Raw genomic sequence first — 13,598 nt, 5'->3', positions numbered from 1 at the left:
ACCGGATCAGCGCTCGCCTGCTTTGATCCACTTGTCGACCTTGGGCGGCTCGTAGACGCGAATCGCCTCGATCAGCGCGGCAGGCTCCTTCTCGACGATCAGCATGGCCCGGTGCATCGACTTGACGAAGCCGCGCTCGACCACGTCGTCGAGGAAGTCCGTGAGCTTGTCGTAGAAGCCGCCCGCGTTGAGCAGGGCGCAGGGCTTGCGGTGATAGCCGAGCTGCGCCCAGGTCCAGACCTCGAACAGTTCCTCGAAGGTGCCCAGGCCCCCGGGCAGGGCGATGAACCCGTCCGCGAGCTCGGCCATGAGGGCCTTGCGCTCGTGCATGGAGCCCACCACCCGCAGGTCGCTCAATCCACGATGGGCGATCTCCTTCTCGACGAGCGCCTGCGGCATCACGCCGATCACGTGCCCGCCCTTCGCGAGAGCCGCATCGGCCACCGCTCCCATGAGGCCGACCGAGGCGCCGCCATAGACCAGTTCGATGCCCTGGCCGGCCATGATCTCGCCCAGGGACCGCGCCATCTGGAGATAGACGGGATCCTGGCCGGCATTCGAGCCGCAGAAGACACACAGGCGCATGGGGGGATCCTTCGTGATTCGCGTCATCCATCGATGAACGACAGGACGAGGTCGGGCTCAAGCCCCAAGCTCAACCCCCAAGCTCAAGCCCTAAGCTCAAGCCTTTGGCCCCACGCCTTTAAAGCGTGCCTGACCTGCGCTGGTGCGGCTTGCTGAATGCCCAAAAGAGGGCCACCTTAAGGTCAACAACATATCTTCGAGGAGACATCCATGACCGCCTGCATCGTCGGCTGGGCTCACACCCCCTTTGGCAAGCTCGAGAACGAGACCGTCGAGAGCTTGATCGTCCGCGTCACGGCCGAGGCCCTGGAGCATGCCGGCATCGGGCCTGAGGATGTGGACGAGGTGGTGCTCGGCCATTTCAACGCCGGCTTCTCGGCCCAGGACTTCACCGCCTCCCTGGTCTTCCAGGCCAGCGACCGGTTCCGCTTCAAGCCGGCGACCCGGGTCGAGAATGCCTGCGCGACCGGTTCGGCTGCCGTGCATCAGGCGATCAAGACCATCGAGGCCAAGCGCGCCAGGACCGTGCTGGTGGTGGGCGTCGAGCAGATGACCCGCACGCCGGGGGCCGAGATCGGCAAGAACCTGCTGAAGGCCTCCTACCTTCCGGAGGATGGCGAGACCCCGGGCGGCTTTGCCGGCGTGTTCGGCAAGATCGCCGGAACCTACTTTCAGCGCTACGGCGACCAATCCGATGCGCTCGCCCTCATCGCAGCCAAGAACCACAAGAACGGGGTCGACAACCCTTACGCGCAGATGCGCAAGGATCTGGGTTTCGAGTTCTGCCGGGCCGAGAGCGAGAAAAACCCCTTCGTGGCAGGTCCCCTGAAGCGCACCGATTGCTCCCTGGTGTCCGACGGTGCCGCCGCCCTGGTGCTGACGGACACCGAGACGGCGCTGCGCATGCCCCGCGCGGTGGCGTTCCGGGCCTCGGCCCATGCGCAGGACTTCCTGCCCATGTCGAAGCGCGACATCATCGAATTCGAAGGCTGCGCGGAAGCCTGGCAGCGGGCTTTGGCCCAGGCCGGCATCCAGCTCTCCGACCTCTCCTTCGTCGAAACCCATGACTGCTTCACCATCGCCGAACTCATCGAGTACGAAGCGATGGGCCTGACCCCTCGGGGGCAGGGTGCGATTGCCGTAAAGGAAGGCTGGACCAACCGCGACGGCAGGCTGCCGGTCAACCCGTCGGGCGGCCTCAAGGCCAAGGGTCATCCCATCGGAGCCACAGGCGTCTCCATGCACGCGCTCTCCGCCATGCAGCTCTGCGAGGAGGCCGGCGGCATCCAGGTGAGGAACCCGGTGCTCGGCGGCATCTTCAACATGGGTGGTGCCGCGGTGGCGAACTACGTGAGCGTGCTTGAGCGGATCAAGTGACCAGGCAGGGGCTTGGTCATCCCCGGCGGTCCGCAGGACCGGGAAGGGGATCCATGCTGCTGCGCGTGTGAGTGGATTCCCTTCCGCTCCGCTGCGCGTCCTTCCGGGAATGACACCGGCCTTCGCCTCTACTCCCCCGGCGCCTTGGCCTGGATCGCCAGGGCGTGCAGGCCCTTGTCGAAAGTCTCCTTCAACACCTCGTTCACGAGGCGGTGACGGGCGACCCGGCTCTTGCCGGAGAAGGCCTCGGACACGATATAAACGTGGAAGTGAGTTTCACCGCCCTCCCGCCATCCTGAATGGCCGTGATGCTGCTCTGATTCGTCGGTGACGGTCAGCTCTGTCGGCTGCAGGCGCTCCTGCAATGTTTGTGTGATCCAGCGGGCGAGGGTCATGCTGATTTGTAAACCTTTTTGAACGGGTCTGCGGCGAAAAGCTCTCAGGCCTTGGCGCAAGGCCTCAAGCCACTCATAATCGCTGAATCATGGATCTCAACTCGCCTCTTTTCGACAGCATCCGCATCAAGCCTTCCTCGGACGAGCCGCAGGAAGCCAAGGGACCCGTCTGCGAGCACCCCTCCTGCAAGGCCGCGGGCGAATACCGCGCGCCCAAGGGGCGGGACCGGGAGGGCCAGTACTGGCGCTTCTGCCTGCAGCACGTGCGCGAGTACAACGCCTCCTACAACTATTTCACCGGCATGTCAGACTCGGCCGTGGCGGCCTACCAGAAGGATGCCATCATCGGCCATCGTCCGACCTGGGCCATGGGCGTGAACGCCGCCGGGAACGGCGAGGGGCAGAGCGCCCAGCAGGAGACCCGGGACTGGGCCTATGTGGATCCTTTGGGCATTCTCAAAGGCGAGGACTTCACCCAGGCCAAGGCGCGCCGGGCGCCGGCCGAGCCGAAGCGTCCGCGCTACACGGGAGCGGTGCGCCGCGCCCTCGACATCCTCGGCCTCGACGAGACCGCCGACGGGCCGGCCATCAAGGCCCAGTACAAGTCCCTGGTGAAGCGGTTCCATCCCGATGCCAACGGGGGCGACCGCTCCTTCGAGGAGCGCCTGCGCGACATCATCAAGGCGCACGACACCCTCAAAAGCGCCGGCCTGTGCTGAAAGCATATCCTTTCAGACAGGCTCGCTAGGCTTATTAGGAAATTGCACCATCTAGTCATGGGGTTTAAGAAGCCCATGACATCGTCACGACACTGAACAAGACCGAGAGGCCCCTATGACGGCACATACCGAGACTGCGACCCTTACGCCGGACATGAAGGTGTCCGTGCGACAGGTCTTCGGCATCGACTCGGATCTGGAGGTCCCGGCCTTTTCGCAAGCCGAACAGCATGTGCCCGATCTCGATCCCGACTACCTGTTCGACCGGGACACGACCCTGGCCATTCTGGCGGGCTTCGCCCGCAACCGCCGCGTGATGATCACGGGCTACCACGGCACCGGCAAGTCGACCCATATCGAGCAGGTGGCCGCCCGCCTGAACTGGCCCTGCGTGCGCGTGAACCTGGACAGCCACGTCTCCCGCATCGACCTCGTCGGCAAGGACGCCATCGTTCTCCAGGAGGGCAAGCAGGTCACCGCCTTCCAGGACGGCATCCTGCCCTGGGCGCTCCAGAACAACGTGGCCCTCGTGTTCGACGAGTACGATGCCGGCCGCCCCGACGTGATGTTCGTGATCCAGCGCGTGCTGGAGCAGTCGGGCAAGCTCACCCTTCTCGACCAGAAGCGCGTGATCCGGCCCCACCCGGCCTTCCGGCTGTTCGCCACCGCCAACACGGTGGGTCTCGGCGACACCTCGGGCCTTTATCACGGCACCCAGCAGATCAACCAGGGCCAGATGGACCGCTGGTCCATCGTCACCACCCTGAACTACCTGCCGCACGACAAGGAGGTGGACATCGTCCTCTCCAAGGCCCGGCACTACCAGGAGGATCCGGCGGGCCGCGACATCGTCAACAAGATGGTGCGCGTGGCGGATCTCACCCGCTCGGCCTTCATGAACGGGGATCTCTCCACCGTCATGAGCCCGCGCACGGTGATCACCTGGGCCGAGAACGCCGAGATCTTCGGCGACACGGGCTTTGCCTTCCGGGTCACCTTCCTCAACAAGTGCGATGAGCTCGAGCGCGCTCTGGTGGCCGAGTTCTACCAGCGCTCCTTCGGCAAGGAACTGCCGGAGAGCGCCGTGAACATGGTGCTGTCGTAGCACGAACCCTGTCATTCCGGGGCGGCGAAAGCCGAGCCCGGAATCCATAACCGCTAACGCCGAAGGGCTGGAATACGGCCCGTGTTTATGGATCCCCGCCTTCGCGGGGATGACAAAGCGGGAATGACAGGAGAGGTGAGATGTCCATCTCGAACCGCAAGCCAGGTGAGAAGAAGGAAGCGCCGGCGGAGCCGCTGAAGCGCTCCATCGCCGGCACCATGAAGGCGATCGCCCGCAAGCCCGACCTCGAGGTGGCCTTCGCGTCCGACCGTCCGGTGCTCATGGGCCAGGACAAGGCCCGCCTGCCGGAGCCGCCGCGGCGGCTCACCGCGCAGGACGTGGCGATCCTGCGCGGCAATGCCGACGCCATGGCCCTGCGGCTCGCCTGCCACGACACCACCCTTCACCGCAAGCTCGCCCCCGAAGGCCAGGCCGCCCGCGCCGTGTTCGACGCGGTCGAGCAGGCGCGTGTGGAATCTATCGGCTCGCGGCGGATGGCCGGCATCTCGTCCAACATCTCGGCGATGCTGGAGGACCGCTACCATCGCGGCGGCAAGTACGAGGACATCACGGACCGGGCCGATGCGCCGCTCGAAGACGCGCTCGCCCTCATGGTGCGCGAGCGCCTGACCGGCGCCAGGCCGCCGGCGGCCGCCGCCAAGATCGTCGATCTCTGGCGCGACTTCATCGAGGACCGCGCCGGGCGCGACCTCGATGGACTGCTCAAGAACATCGAGAACCAGCGCAGCTTTGCCCGCTCCATCCGTGAGCTGCTCTCCTCCCTCGACATGGCCGACGATGCAGCCCTCGACTCGGAGGACGAGGAGAACGAGGACGAAAACGAATCCGAGCAGCAGGAGCAGCAGGGCGAGGGCGAATCGGAGCAGGAGAGCCAGGGCGACCGCGCCGAGGTGGAAGTCAGCGAGGACGCGAGCGACGACATCGAGGACGGCGCCACGGAGGAATCCGACGGCCCCTCCGGGGAGCTGCCCGAGGAGTCCGAGGAGGCCGATTCCGAAGATGCCGGCGAGTCCTGGCGTCCGCCGTCCCGATCCAACGAGGCGCGCGGGCCCGACTACAAGGCGTTCAGCCAGAAGTTCGACGAGATGATCCATGCGGAGGATCTCTGCGACGCGGACGAGCTGACCCGGCTTCGCGCCTATCTCGACAAGCAGCTCGCACATCTCCAGGGCGTCGTCGGGCGCCTCGCCAATCGCCTGCAGCGCCGCCTGATGGCGCAGCAGAACCGGTCCTGGGAGTTCGACCTCGAGGAAGGCACGCTCGATCCCGTGCGGCTGCCGCGCATCATCATGGATCCATACCAGCCCCTGAGCTTCAAGCAGGAGCAGGACACCAATTTCCGCGATACGGTGGTGACGCTGCTCCTCGACAATTCGGGCTCCATGCGCGGACGCCCGATCACCGTGGCGGCCACCTGCGCCGACATTCTGGCCAGGACGCTCGAGCGCTGCGGCGTGAAGGTGGAGATCCTGGGCTTCACCACCCGCGCCTGGAAGGGCGGGCAGGCGCGCGAGACCTGGCTGCAGGCCGGCAAGCCCGCCAATCCGGGCCGCCTGAACGATCTGCGCCACATCATCTACAAGTCGGCGGATGCCCCTTGGCGGCGGGCGCGGAAAAATCTCGGGCTGATGATGCGCGAGGGCCTGCTGAAAGAGAACATCGACGGCGAGGCCCTCGACTGGGCGCACAAGCGCCTCCTGGCGCGGCCCGAGCAGCGGCGCATCCTGATGGTGATCTCGGACGGCGCGCCGGTGGACGACTCGACCCTGTCGGTCAATCCCGGCAACTATCTCGAGCGGCATCTGCGCTTCATCATCAACGAGATCGAGACCCGCTCGCCCGTGGAGCTCATCGCCATCGGCATCGGCCATGACGTGACGCGCTATTACCGCCGCGCCGTGACCATCGTGGATGCGGAGGAGCTCGGCGGCGTCATGACCGAGAAGCTGGCGGAGCTCTTCGAGGAAAACGCGGCACCCCCGACCCGGGGCGCGGCGCCCCGGCGCAAGGTTCACGCTTGAGGCTCAGCCGGCGCAACGTCCTGATCGGCGGCGGTGCCGCCGCCGCCGCCCTCACCTGCGCGGGGGTTGCCCTGGCGCAGCGCCCGCAGGCCTTCGGCAGCGCAACGGCGGTGAAGGTCGAGGCGGAGCCGATCAGCCAGCTCTCCACCACAGACCCGGACCGCACCCGCTTCGGGGCACTGCAGTTCCGCTCAGGAGTCGACTTGAGATCGCCGGTCTCGGCCTTCGGGGGCTTTTCCGGCCTGTGGCGGTCGGGCGACGGTCGGGACATCATCGCCCTTGCGGACAATGCCCAATGGCTGAAGGCAAGGATCGAGACCGCGGACGGGCGGCTCGCCGGCCTTTCGGGCGCCGTGCTGTCGCCCCTGCTGTTGAGCAGCGGCACGCCTTTGCGGCGCTCGCGCTTCTACGACACGGAGAGCCTCGCCCTCTCGGCGAATGCCGCCTTCATCGGCGTGGAGCGCAACCACGCCATCATCCGCTTCGAGCGCAGCCGAGCAGGCGGCCTGGTGCGGGGCGTTCCCATTCCGGTTCCGGAAAAGCTGAAGGATCTGCCCAGCAATGGCGGCCTGGAGGCCATCGGCATCGCACCTCAGCGCTCGGCCTTGGCCGGCGCCCTCGTCGGGCTTGCGGAAGGCGGCCGCGGCTTCATCCTCACCGGTCCCCGCGCCGGCGTCTTCGAGGTGGTTCGGTCCGGTGGCTTCGATACGACGGATCTGGCCTTCCTGCCCGGGGGCGACGTGGTGATCCTGGAGCGCCGCTTCTCGCTGTTCGGCGGCTTCGGATGCCGCCTTCGCCGGATCGAGGCCGCCTCGATCAAGCCGAATGCAGGGGTGGACGGCGAGGTGATCTACGAGAGCCAGGCCTCCCATCAGATGGACAACATGGAAGGCCTGGCGGTTCATCGGGAGGGGAGCGAGATCGTTCTCAGCCTGATCTCGGACAACAATTTCAGCGCGCTGCAAAGAACATTGTTGCTGGAGTTCTCGCTCGTCGAATAGCTCTGCGGGCGAGGCTGCCTCTTTCCTGCGCATCTGCCCCTTTTCTCAGCGTCACCTGCCGCCGGTATCCCTTGGTATCGCTTGAAGTCCCACGTTTTAGGCAACTAAGCTTTCATGAAGCGGGCCTGGCACAAATCTTTGCACCGGGTGTTTGCTTAAAAGAAGCTTGAGGAGACCCGGTGGCGGCACGTGCGATCTTCGACGAGATGAACGGCCATGACGGTCAGAGCAGGGATGCCTACCGGGTCCTTCAGGACTGGCTGAAATCCGCGCCGCCGCAACTGCTGGAGCACCGCCGCGAGGAGGCGGAGCTTTTCTTCCGCCGGGTGGGAATCACGTTCGCGGTCTACGGCAACACGGAAGCCGAGGAACGGCTGATCCCGTTCGACATCATCCCGCGCATTCTGTCGGGACAGGAATGGGCCCGCCTCTCGCGTGGGCTCGAGCAGCGGGTCAAGGCGCTGAACATGTTCCTGAAGGACATTTATGGGCCCCGGGAGATCCTGCGCGCCGGGATCGTTCCGCCGGAGCTCGTTTATCTCAATCCTTATTACCGGCCGCAGATGCATGGACTGTCGCTCAACAGCGACATCTACGTGCAGGTGGCCGGCATCGACATCGTCCGGGTCGACGACCAGGACTTCTACGTGCTCGAGGACAACCTGCGCACCCCCTCCGGGGTCTCCTACATGCTGGAGAACCGGGAGGTGATGATGCGCCTCTTCCCCGAGCTCGTGGGGATGCAGCGCATCCGGCCGATCGAGAATTACGTGGACGAGCTGCTGGGCACCCTCAAATCCGTGGCTCCGTCGAGCAGCCCCTGGGACCCGACCGTGGTTCTTCTCACGCCAGGCGCCCTCAACTCCGCCTATTACGAGCACAGCTTCCTGGCCGACCGCATGGGCGTGGAGCTGGTCGAGGGGCGGGATCTCTTCGTGCGCGACGAAATGGTCTACATGCGCACCACCGAAGGGCCGAAGCGCGTCGACGTGATCTACAGCCGCATCGACGACGACTTCCTCGACCCCCTGGTGTTCCGCCCCGATTCGGCTCTTGGGGTGCCAGGCCTGATCGCCGCCTACCGCGCCGGCAATGTGGCCATCGCCAATGCGCCGGGGACGGGGGTTGCCGACGACAAGGCCATGTACTCCTACGTGCCCGACTTCGTGCGCTTCTACATGGGCGAGGAGCCGATCCTGAAAAACGTGCCCACCTGGCGCTGCCGCGAGCGGGAGTCGCTTTCCTATGTGGTCGACAACCTGCACGAGCTCGTCGTCAAGGAGGTCAACGGCTCGGGCGGCTACGGCATGCTCGTGGGGCCTCATGCGACGAAGGAGGCCTGCGAGCAGTTCAAGTCCCGGGTCCTGGCAGCTCCCGACAACTACATCGCGCAGCCGACGCTCGCCCTCTCGACAAGCCCGGTCTTCACGGAAAAGGGCCTTGCACCGCGCCATGTGGACCTGCGCCCCTTCGTCCTCACGGGCCGGGACGGCGTTCGGCTCGTGCCGGGCGGCCTCACCCGCGTGGCGCTGACGGAGGGCTCCCTCGTGGTCAATTCGAGCCAGGGCGGCGGAACGAAAGACACCTGGGTGTTGAGCGAATGAGCAGGGAGCCTTTGTCGTGCTGAGCCGTGATGCTGACAGCCTCTTCTGGCTCTCCCGCTATGTGGAGCGGGCCGAGAACACCGCCCGCATCCTCGATGTCGCCTACCGCATGGCATCCATGCCGATCTCCTATAACGGCGTCGAGACCAATGAGTGGGAATCAGCCCTCATCACGGCCGGCGCCCTCGATGGGTTCCTCGAGGTGTACGGTGAGGTCAGTCCCGAGAACGTGATCGAGTTCCTGGCCTTTTCCGAGGCCAACCCGTCGAGCATCCAGAACTGCATCGATACGGCCCGGCAGAATGCCCGCTCCGTGCGCAGCGCGCTCACCTCGGAGATGTGGGAGGCCATCAACTCCGCCTGGCTCGATCTGCGCCGCTACAAGGCGCGAAAGATCAAGGTGGAGGACCTGCCCCGGTTCCTGAACCTCGTGAAGGAGGCCTCGCTTCGCTACGACGGCTCCGCCATGCGGACCATGCTGCGCAACGATGCCTACTGGTTCTCAAGGCTCGGCCTCTATATCGAGCGGGCCGACAACACCGCCCGTGTGCTCGACGTGAAGTACCACGTGCTCCTGCCGCAGGATGCGGCGGTGGGCGGCGGCATCGATTATTACCAATGGGCCGCCATCCTCCGCTCGGTCTCGGCGCTGGTGAGCTATCAGTGGGTCTATCACCAGAACCTGAGGCCCTGGCTCGTGGCGGATCTCCTGATCCTGCGCGAGGAGATGCCGCGCTCGCTCGCCGCCTGCTACGGCGCGCTCTCCCGCCACCTGGACGACATCTCCCATCGCTACGGCAAGGCCGGCGCGGCGCAGCGCCAGGCGCGCGCAACCCATGCCCGCCTGACGAACCGCAGCATCGACGACATCTTCCAGCACGGGCTGCACGAGTTCCTGGAGGAGTTTCTCGCCGACAACAACCGCCTTGGGCTTGCCATCACCAGCCAGTACCTGTGTTGACCCATGCGCATCCGGATCACCCACGAAACCGTCTACAGCTACAGCGAGCCCGCCAAGTCGGCGATCCAGCTCCTGCGTCTCACGCCCCGCGGCCATGAGGGACAGACGGTCCTGTCCTGGGCCATCGACATGGACGGCGACGCCCGGCTCATGCGCCAGGAGGACTGGTACGGCAACATTATCCACAGTCTTTCCGTTCCAGGCCCCGTCAGCCAGATCGTCCTGAAGGTCGCAGGCGAGATCGAGACCACGGACACGTCCGGCGTCATCCAGGGAGGGGTGGAGCGGTTTCCGGAGGTCTTCTACCTGCGGGAGACTCACCTAAGCCGGGCCGATCCCACGATCCGTGAGTTCGCCGAGACCATGGCCGGCCATCTGACGAGCCCCCTGGAGCAGAGCCATGCGCTCATGGCCGGAATCCAGGAGCGCCTGCGCTTCGACACGGACGCCACGAGCGCCACCACGGTTGCCTGCGATGCCTTCTCGGCGGGGCACGGGGTCTGCCAGGATTTCACGCATATCTTTCTGGCCGCCGCGCGCCATCTCAGGATCCCGGCACGCTATGTGTCCGGCTATCTGCATAAGCCCGGCGAGGTCGAGCAGGGGGCGGGCCATGCCTGGGCCGAGGCGTACATTTCAGGGCTGGGATGGGTGAGTTTCGACCCTGCCAACGCCATTTCCGCAACGGAACATTACGTCCGGCTGGCCATCGGGCTCGATTATCTTGATGCAGCCCCCGTTCGAGGAAGCTATTACGGGATCACCCGTGAAGCGCTCGACGTTCGTTTGAGGATCGAAAGCGCCCGTCAAGCACAGGCGTGAGTATGGCCTCGACAACGCAGCAACTCGACCAGAAGGCTCCTGGAGGAACCCCCATGACGTATTGTGTCGGCATCCTCGTGCGCGACGGCCTTGTCATGGTCGCCGACACGCGCACCAATGCGGGCGTCGACAACATCGCGACCTTTCGCAAGCTGCACCTGTTCGAGAAGCCGGGCGAGCGCGTCATCACCTTGGCCACCGCCGGCAATCTGTCGGCGAGCCAGTCGGTCATGTCGCTTCTGTCCGAGGGGATCGAGAATCCCGAGACCGGCGAGGCCGAGACGCTGCTGACCGTTTCCAGCATGTACAAGGCGGCCCAGCTCGTGGGCCGGGCGATCCGCCACGTCTATGAGATGGACGGGGTCGAGATGGAAAAGCGCCACATGACCTTCGACGTTACGATGCTGCTCGGCGGCCAGATCGGGGAAACGCCGATGCGGCTTTATCAGGTCTATGCGGCGGGCAATGCCATCGAGGCCACCCTCGACACGCCGTTCCTGCAGATCGGGGAGCCGAAATACGGCAAGCCGATTCTGGACCGGGCGATCTCCCATGGCACGAGCCTCGTGGAAGCCCTGAAGCTCGGCCTCATCTCCATGGACTCGACGCTCAAATCCAATCTCGGCGTCGGCCTGCCCATCGACATCGTGATGGCCAAGCGCGATGCCCTCAGGGCCGGCGTAACCTACCGGATCCAGGAGGACGAGCCCTATTTCCGGGATCTGCGCGAGCGCTGGTCCGCCGCCCTGCGCGCGGCGCATCAGGCCATTCCCCATCCTCCCTATGTGGAGGAAGCTCTCTGACGGGGGAGAAGGAGCCGCCGATCAGGCGGCTCGCTGGAGCCTGGGGCGCATGAGCGCCATGACGGCTCCATAAGGCGCAATGGCAATCGCGGCGAGCGCCAGCTTCACCCCGTAATCGGCAACGGCCAGATTGACCCAGGGCAGGGCGATGCATGCGTCCGCGATGCCTGCCTGCCCCAGCATGTCGCTGACCGTGAGACCGACGCCCGGCACCGGTCCGCAATAGAAGGCGACCGAGAAGAAGATCGCCGTATCGAGGCCTGACGAGATCACCGAGGACACGAAGGGCGGCATCCACCAGGCCTTATCGCGCAGGTGGGCGAAGATGCCGATGTCGATCAGCTGAGCCGTCAGGAAGGCCGCTCCCGACGCGATGGCGATGCGCGGCGTGGCCAGAACCACGGACAGCGCCACGGCCAGCACGAAGCCGACATAAACGATCCGGCGGGCGCCTTGCGTGCCGAAGCGCCGGTTCGCCAGATCGGTGACCAGGAACGAGAAAGGATAGCTGAAGGCGCCCCAGGTCAGGTAGTCGCCCAGACCCCAATGGGTGAAGGGATGCTGAACCAGGATGTTCGACGAGAGAACGACCAGGGTCATGGCCACAAGGGCGATGAAGAAGTCGCGGCGGTCGAGCTTGGTCATATCGGCCCTCGTGGCTGCAGCTGAGCCTTAAAAGCAACGCAAAACGGGCGGCCCCAGGGCCGCCCGCCGTGCAGAATTTGTCAGAGACCTGAGATTAGCTCGCGGCAGCGAGCTTCTTCTCGATCTCGCGCTTCACGCCCAGAGCCGTCGAGGACAGCTCATCCGCCTTGGCCTTGGCCAGGAAGGCGTCGAGGCCGCCGCGGTGCTCGACCGAGCGGAGCGCATTGGCGGAGATGCGCAGGCGCACGGAGCGCTGCAGGGCATCGGACTGGAGCGTGACGTTGCAGAGGTTCGGCAGGAACTTCCGCTTCGTCTTGCGGTTCGAGTGGCTCACCAGGTGGCCACTCAGCACGGCCTTGCCGGTCAGTTCGCAACGGCGCGACATGGGTTCAATCCTATATCAAAAAGGGTCGCGGCCTCGATTTCGCGGGTTTGCTTCATCGCAGATCCCACGGGGCCGGACACCAGAAGTCCTTGGAAGGTGCGAGCCTATAGGCCAAAAAAGGGGAGCGCGTCAAGAATAGTGCGGCGTCGCACCTCGTTTTTTTGCATCATCATGGTCATGATTTATTCTGAATCGCATGCGATGCAACAGAATAGACTAACGGGAAAGCCTTAATGCGCCTCATCGCTTCTGCTCTTGTAACCTTGGCTTTTGCCGGTGCGGGCTCGCCTGCGCAAGCGCAGACCCTCAAGGTGACATACGATATCTCCCTGGCCGGCCTTCCCCTGGGCACGGCGGACCTGTCCTCGTCCTTCAACGGCTCGAAATACCAGATGACCGGGAAGGCGAAGCTGACGGGGCTCGCCATGGTGCTGACCGGCGGCAAGGGCGAAGCGGCGGCCTCGGGCTCGCTCGCCGGAGCGACGCCCCGCTCGGCGAACTTCGAGGTCGTGTCGAAAACATCCGACAACCAGCGCAGCGTCCGCATGGGCCTGAAAGGGGGCCGGGTGGCCAAGGTCGAGATCGATCCGCCCCTCGAGCCCCGGCCCGACCGCGTTCCCGTCAAGCCTGCCGACAAGAGAGGGGTCGTCGACCCCATGAGCGCGCTCCTCATGCCGGCCTTGGCGTCGAAGAGCCTCACCGATCCGGCCAATTGCGACCGCACGATCCCGGTTTTCGACGGCGCATCCCGCATGAACGTGATCCTCACCTATGCGGAGACGAAGACCGTCGAGGTGCCCGGCTATTCCGGGCCCGTCCTCGTCTGCAACGCCCGCTACGTGCCGATTTCCGGCCACCGGAGCGAGCGCCCGGCCACCAAGTTCATGCAGGAGAACCGGGACATGTCCGTGTGGCTGGCGCCCGTGGAGGGCCCGCGCCTGCTCTTTCCCCTCAAGGTTTCCGTGCGCACGATGATCGGCATGGGCGAGCTTTATGCCTCGCTCTGGTCCCTGGAGGGCGACGCCAAGGCATCCCGCCGGGCCGTGAAGGCGGAGGAGGCCGTCAAGGCCGAGGCGTCGCAATAAGCCTTGAAATTCCTTAGGAAACTGCGTGCCGCCGGGTAGCGAAGGCTACAGGCCGCCCCATATAAGAGG

General features: G+C 65.3%; 14 protein-coding genes. 10 read left to right on the top strand and 4 right to left on the bottom strand.

The window, feature by feature from the left end; translation table 11 throughout:
- Window positions 1-6: 6 nt before the first annotated feature.
- Window positions 7-585 (bottom strand): LOG family protein, encoded by a 579-nt coding sequence (locus JKG68_RS12200; protein ID WP_202059702.1) that lies wholly within the window; start codon window positions 583-585, stop codon window positions 7-9.
- 210 nt (window positions 586-795) lie between these two features.
- Here JKG68_RS12200 and JKG68_RS12195 point away from each other — a divergent pair, with 210 nt between their 5' ends.
- Entirely contained in the window at window positions 796-1,962 is a 1,167-nt protein-coding gene (locus tag JKG68_RS12195; RefSeq protein WP_202059700.1) for an acetyl-CoA acetyltransferase, read from the top strand.
- 128 nt (window positions 1,963-2,090) lie between these two features.
- On the opposite strand, the gene JKG68_RS12190 is transcribed toward JKG68_RS12195, so the two are convergent.
- On the bottom strand, window positions 2,091-2,357 hold the full coding sequence (locus JKG68_RS12190; protein ID WP_202059698.1) for a BolA family protein: 267 nt from the start codon (window positions 2,355-2,357) through the stop codon (window positions 2,091-2,093).
- Between the two features lie 89 nt (window positions 2,358-2,446).
- On the opposite strand from JKG68_RS12190, the gene JKG68_RS12185 reads away from it, so the two are divergent.
- From JKG68_RS12185 to JKG68_RS12150, 8 genes are all read left to right on the top strand, one after another.
- A complete protein-coding gene (locus JKG68_RS12185) occupies window positions 2,447-3,076 on the top strand; it encodes a J domain-containing protein (RefSeq protein ID WP_202059696.1) in 630 nt (209 codons plus the stop codon).
- A 115-nt stretch (window positions 3,077-3,191) separates the two neighbouring features.
- Entirely contained in the window at window positions 3,192-4,181 is a 990-nt protein-coding gene (gene cobS / locus JKG68_RS12180) for a cobaltochelatase subunit CobS (protein WP_202059694.1), read from the top strand.
- Between the two features lie 140 nt (window positions 4,182-4,321).
- A complete protein-coding gene (gene cobT / locus JKG68_RS12175) occupies window positions 4,322-6,223 on the top strand; it encodes a cobaltochelatase subunit CobT (RefSeq protein ID WP_202059692.1) in 1,902 nt (633 codons plus the stop codon).
- Window positions 6,220-7,224, top strand: coding sequence for an esterase-like activity of phytase family protein (locus JKG68_RS12170; RefSeq protein WP_202059690.1), 1,005 nt, complete (start codon window positions 6,220-6,222; stop codon window positions 7,222-7,224). The genes cobT and JKG68_RS12170 overlap by 4 nt, the downstream gene beginning before the upstream one ends.
- Before the next feature lie 206 nt (window positions 7,225-7,430).
- Entirely contained in the window at window positions 7,431-8,828 is a 1,398-nt protein-coding gene (locus tag JKG68_RS12165) for a circularly permuted type 2 ATP-grasp protein (RefSeq protein WP_202059798.1), read from the top strand.
- Window positions 8,829-8,844: 16 nt separating this feature from the next.
- Window positions 8,845-9,789: an alpha-E domain-containing protein gene (locus JKG68_RS12160; RefSeq protein ID WP_202059688.1), complete on the top strand. Its 945-nt coding sequence runs from the start codon at window positions 8,845-8,847 to the stop codon at window positions 9,787-9,789.
- Window positions 9,790-9,792: 3 nt separating this feature from the next.
- Window positions 9,793-10,611, top strand: coding sequence for a transglutaminase family protein (locus JKG68_RS12155; RefSeq protein ID WP_202059686.1), 819 nt, complete (start codon window positions 9,793-9,795; stop codon window positions 10,609-10,611).
- Between the two features lie 53 nt (window positions 10,612-10,664).
- Entirely contained in the window at window positions 10,665-11,414 is a 750-nt protein-coding gene (locus JKG68_RS12150; RefSeq protein ID WP_202059684.1) for a proteasome-type protease, read from the top strand.
- Between the two features lie 21 nt (window positions 11,415-11,435).
- Here JKG68_RS12150 and JKG68_RS12145 read toward each other — a convergent pair whose 3' ends face one another.
- Both JKG68_RS12145 and rpmB read right to left on the bottom strand, forming a co-directional pair.
- Window positions 11,436-12,059: a queuosine precursor transporter gene (locus JKG68_RS12145; protein WP_202059682.1), complete on the bottom strand. Its 624-nt coding sequence runs from the start codon at window positions 12,057-12,059 to the stop codon at window positions 11,436-11,438.
- A 94-nt stretch (window positions 12,060-12,153) separates the two neighbouring features.
- The gene (rpmB, locus tag JKG68_RS12140; protein WP_202059680.1) at window positions 12,154-12,444 is read right to left on the bottom strand and encodes a 50S ribosomal protein L28; all 291 of its coding nucleotides are present in this window, start codon (window positions 12,442-12,444) and stop codon (window positions 12,154-12,156) included.
- A 233-nt stretch (window positions 12,445-12,677) separates the two neighbouring features.
- On the opposite strand from rpmB, the gene JKG68_RS12135 reads away from it, so the two are divergent.
- Window positions 12,678-13,529: a DUF3108 domain-containing protein gene (locus tag JKG68_RS12135; protein WP_202059678.1), complete on the top strand. Its 852-nt coding sequence runs from the start codon at window positions 12,678-12,680 to the stop codon at window positions 13,527-13,529.
- The last annotated feature ends 69 nt before the right edge of the window (window positions 13,530-13,598 follow it).

The sequence above is a fragment of the Microvirga aerilata genome (assembly GCF_016743775.1).
Taxonomy (GTDB): Bacteria; Pseudomonadota; Alphaproteobacteria; order Rhizobiales; family Beijerinckiaceae; genus Microvirga; species Microvirga aerilata.
Note: the sequence above shows the minus strand (reverse complement) of the source record. Positions and strands in the feature narration are given on the sequence as shown.

Coding starts and splice junctions, on each gene's coding strand:
- JKG68_RS12165 (WP_202059798.1), top strand. CDS start 7,431: ATGAACGGCCATGACGGTCAGAGCAGGGATGCCTACCGGGTCCTTCAG.
- JKG68_RS12185 (WP_202059696.1), top strand. CDS start 2,447: ATGGATCTCAACTCGCCTCTTTTCGACAGCATCCGCATCAAGCCTTCC.
- JKG68_RS12190 (WP_202059698.1), bottom strand. CDS start 2,357: ATGACCCTCGCCCGCTGGATCACACAAACATTGCAGGAGCGCCTGCAG.
- JKG68_RS12145 (WP_202059682.1), bottom strand. CDS start 12,059: ATGACCAAGCTCGACCGCCGCGACTTCTTCATCGCCCTTGTGGCCATG.
- rpmB (WP_202059680.1), bottom strand. CDS start 12,444: ATGTCGCGCCGTTGCGAACTGACCGGCAAGGCCGTGCTGAGTGGCCAC.
- cobS (WP_202059694.1), top strand. CDS start 3,192: ATGACGGCACATACCGAGACTGCGACCCTTACGCCGGACATGAAGGTG.
- JKG68_RS12150 (WP_202059684.1), top strand. CDS start 10,665: ATGACGTATTGTGTCGGCATCCTCGTGCGCGACGGCCTTGTCATGGTC.
- JKG68_RS12135 (WP_202059678.1), top strand. CDS start 12,678: ATGCGCCTCATCGCTTCTGCTCTTGTAACCTTGGCTTTTGCCGGTGCG.
- JKG68_RS12200 (WP_202059702.1), bottom strand. CDS start 585: ATGCGCCTGTGTGTCTTCTGCGGCTCGAATGCCGGCCAGGATCCCGTC.
- cobT (WP_202059692.1), top strand. CDS start 4,322: ATGTCCATCTCGAACCGCAAGCCAGGTGAGAAGAAGGAAGCGCCGGCG.
- JKG68_RS12195 (WP_202059700.1), top strand. CDS start 796: ATGACCGCCTGCATCGTCGGCTGGGCTCACACCCCCTTTGGCAAGCTC.
- JKG68_RS12155 (WP_202059686.1), top strand. CDS start 9,793: ATGCGCATCCGGATCACCCACGAAACCGTCTACAGCTACAGCGAGCCC.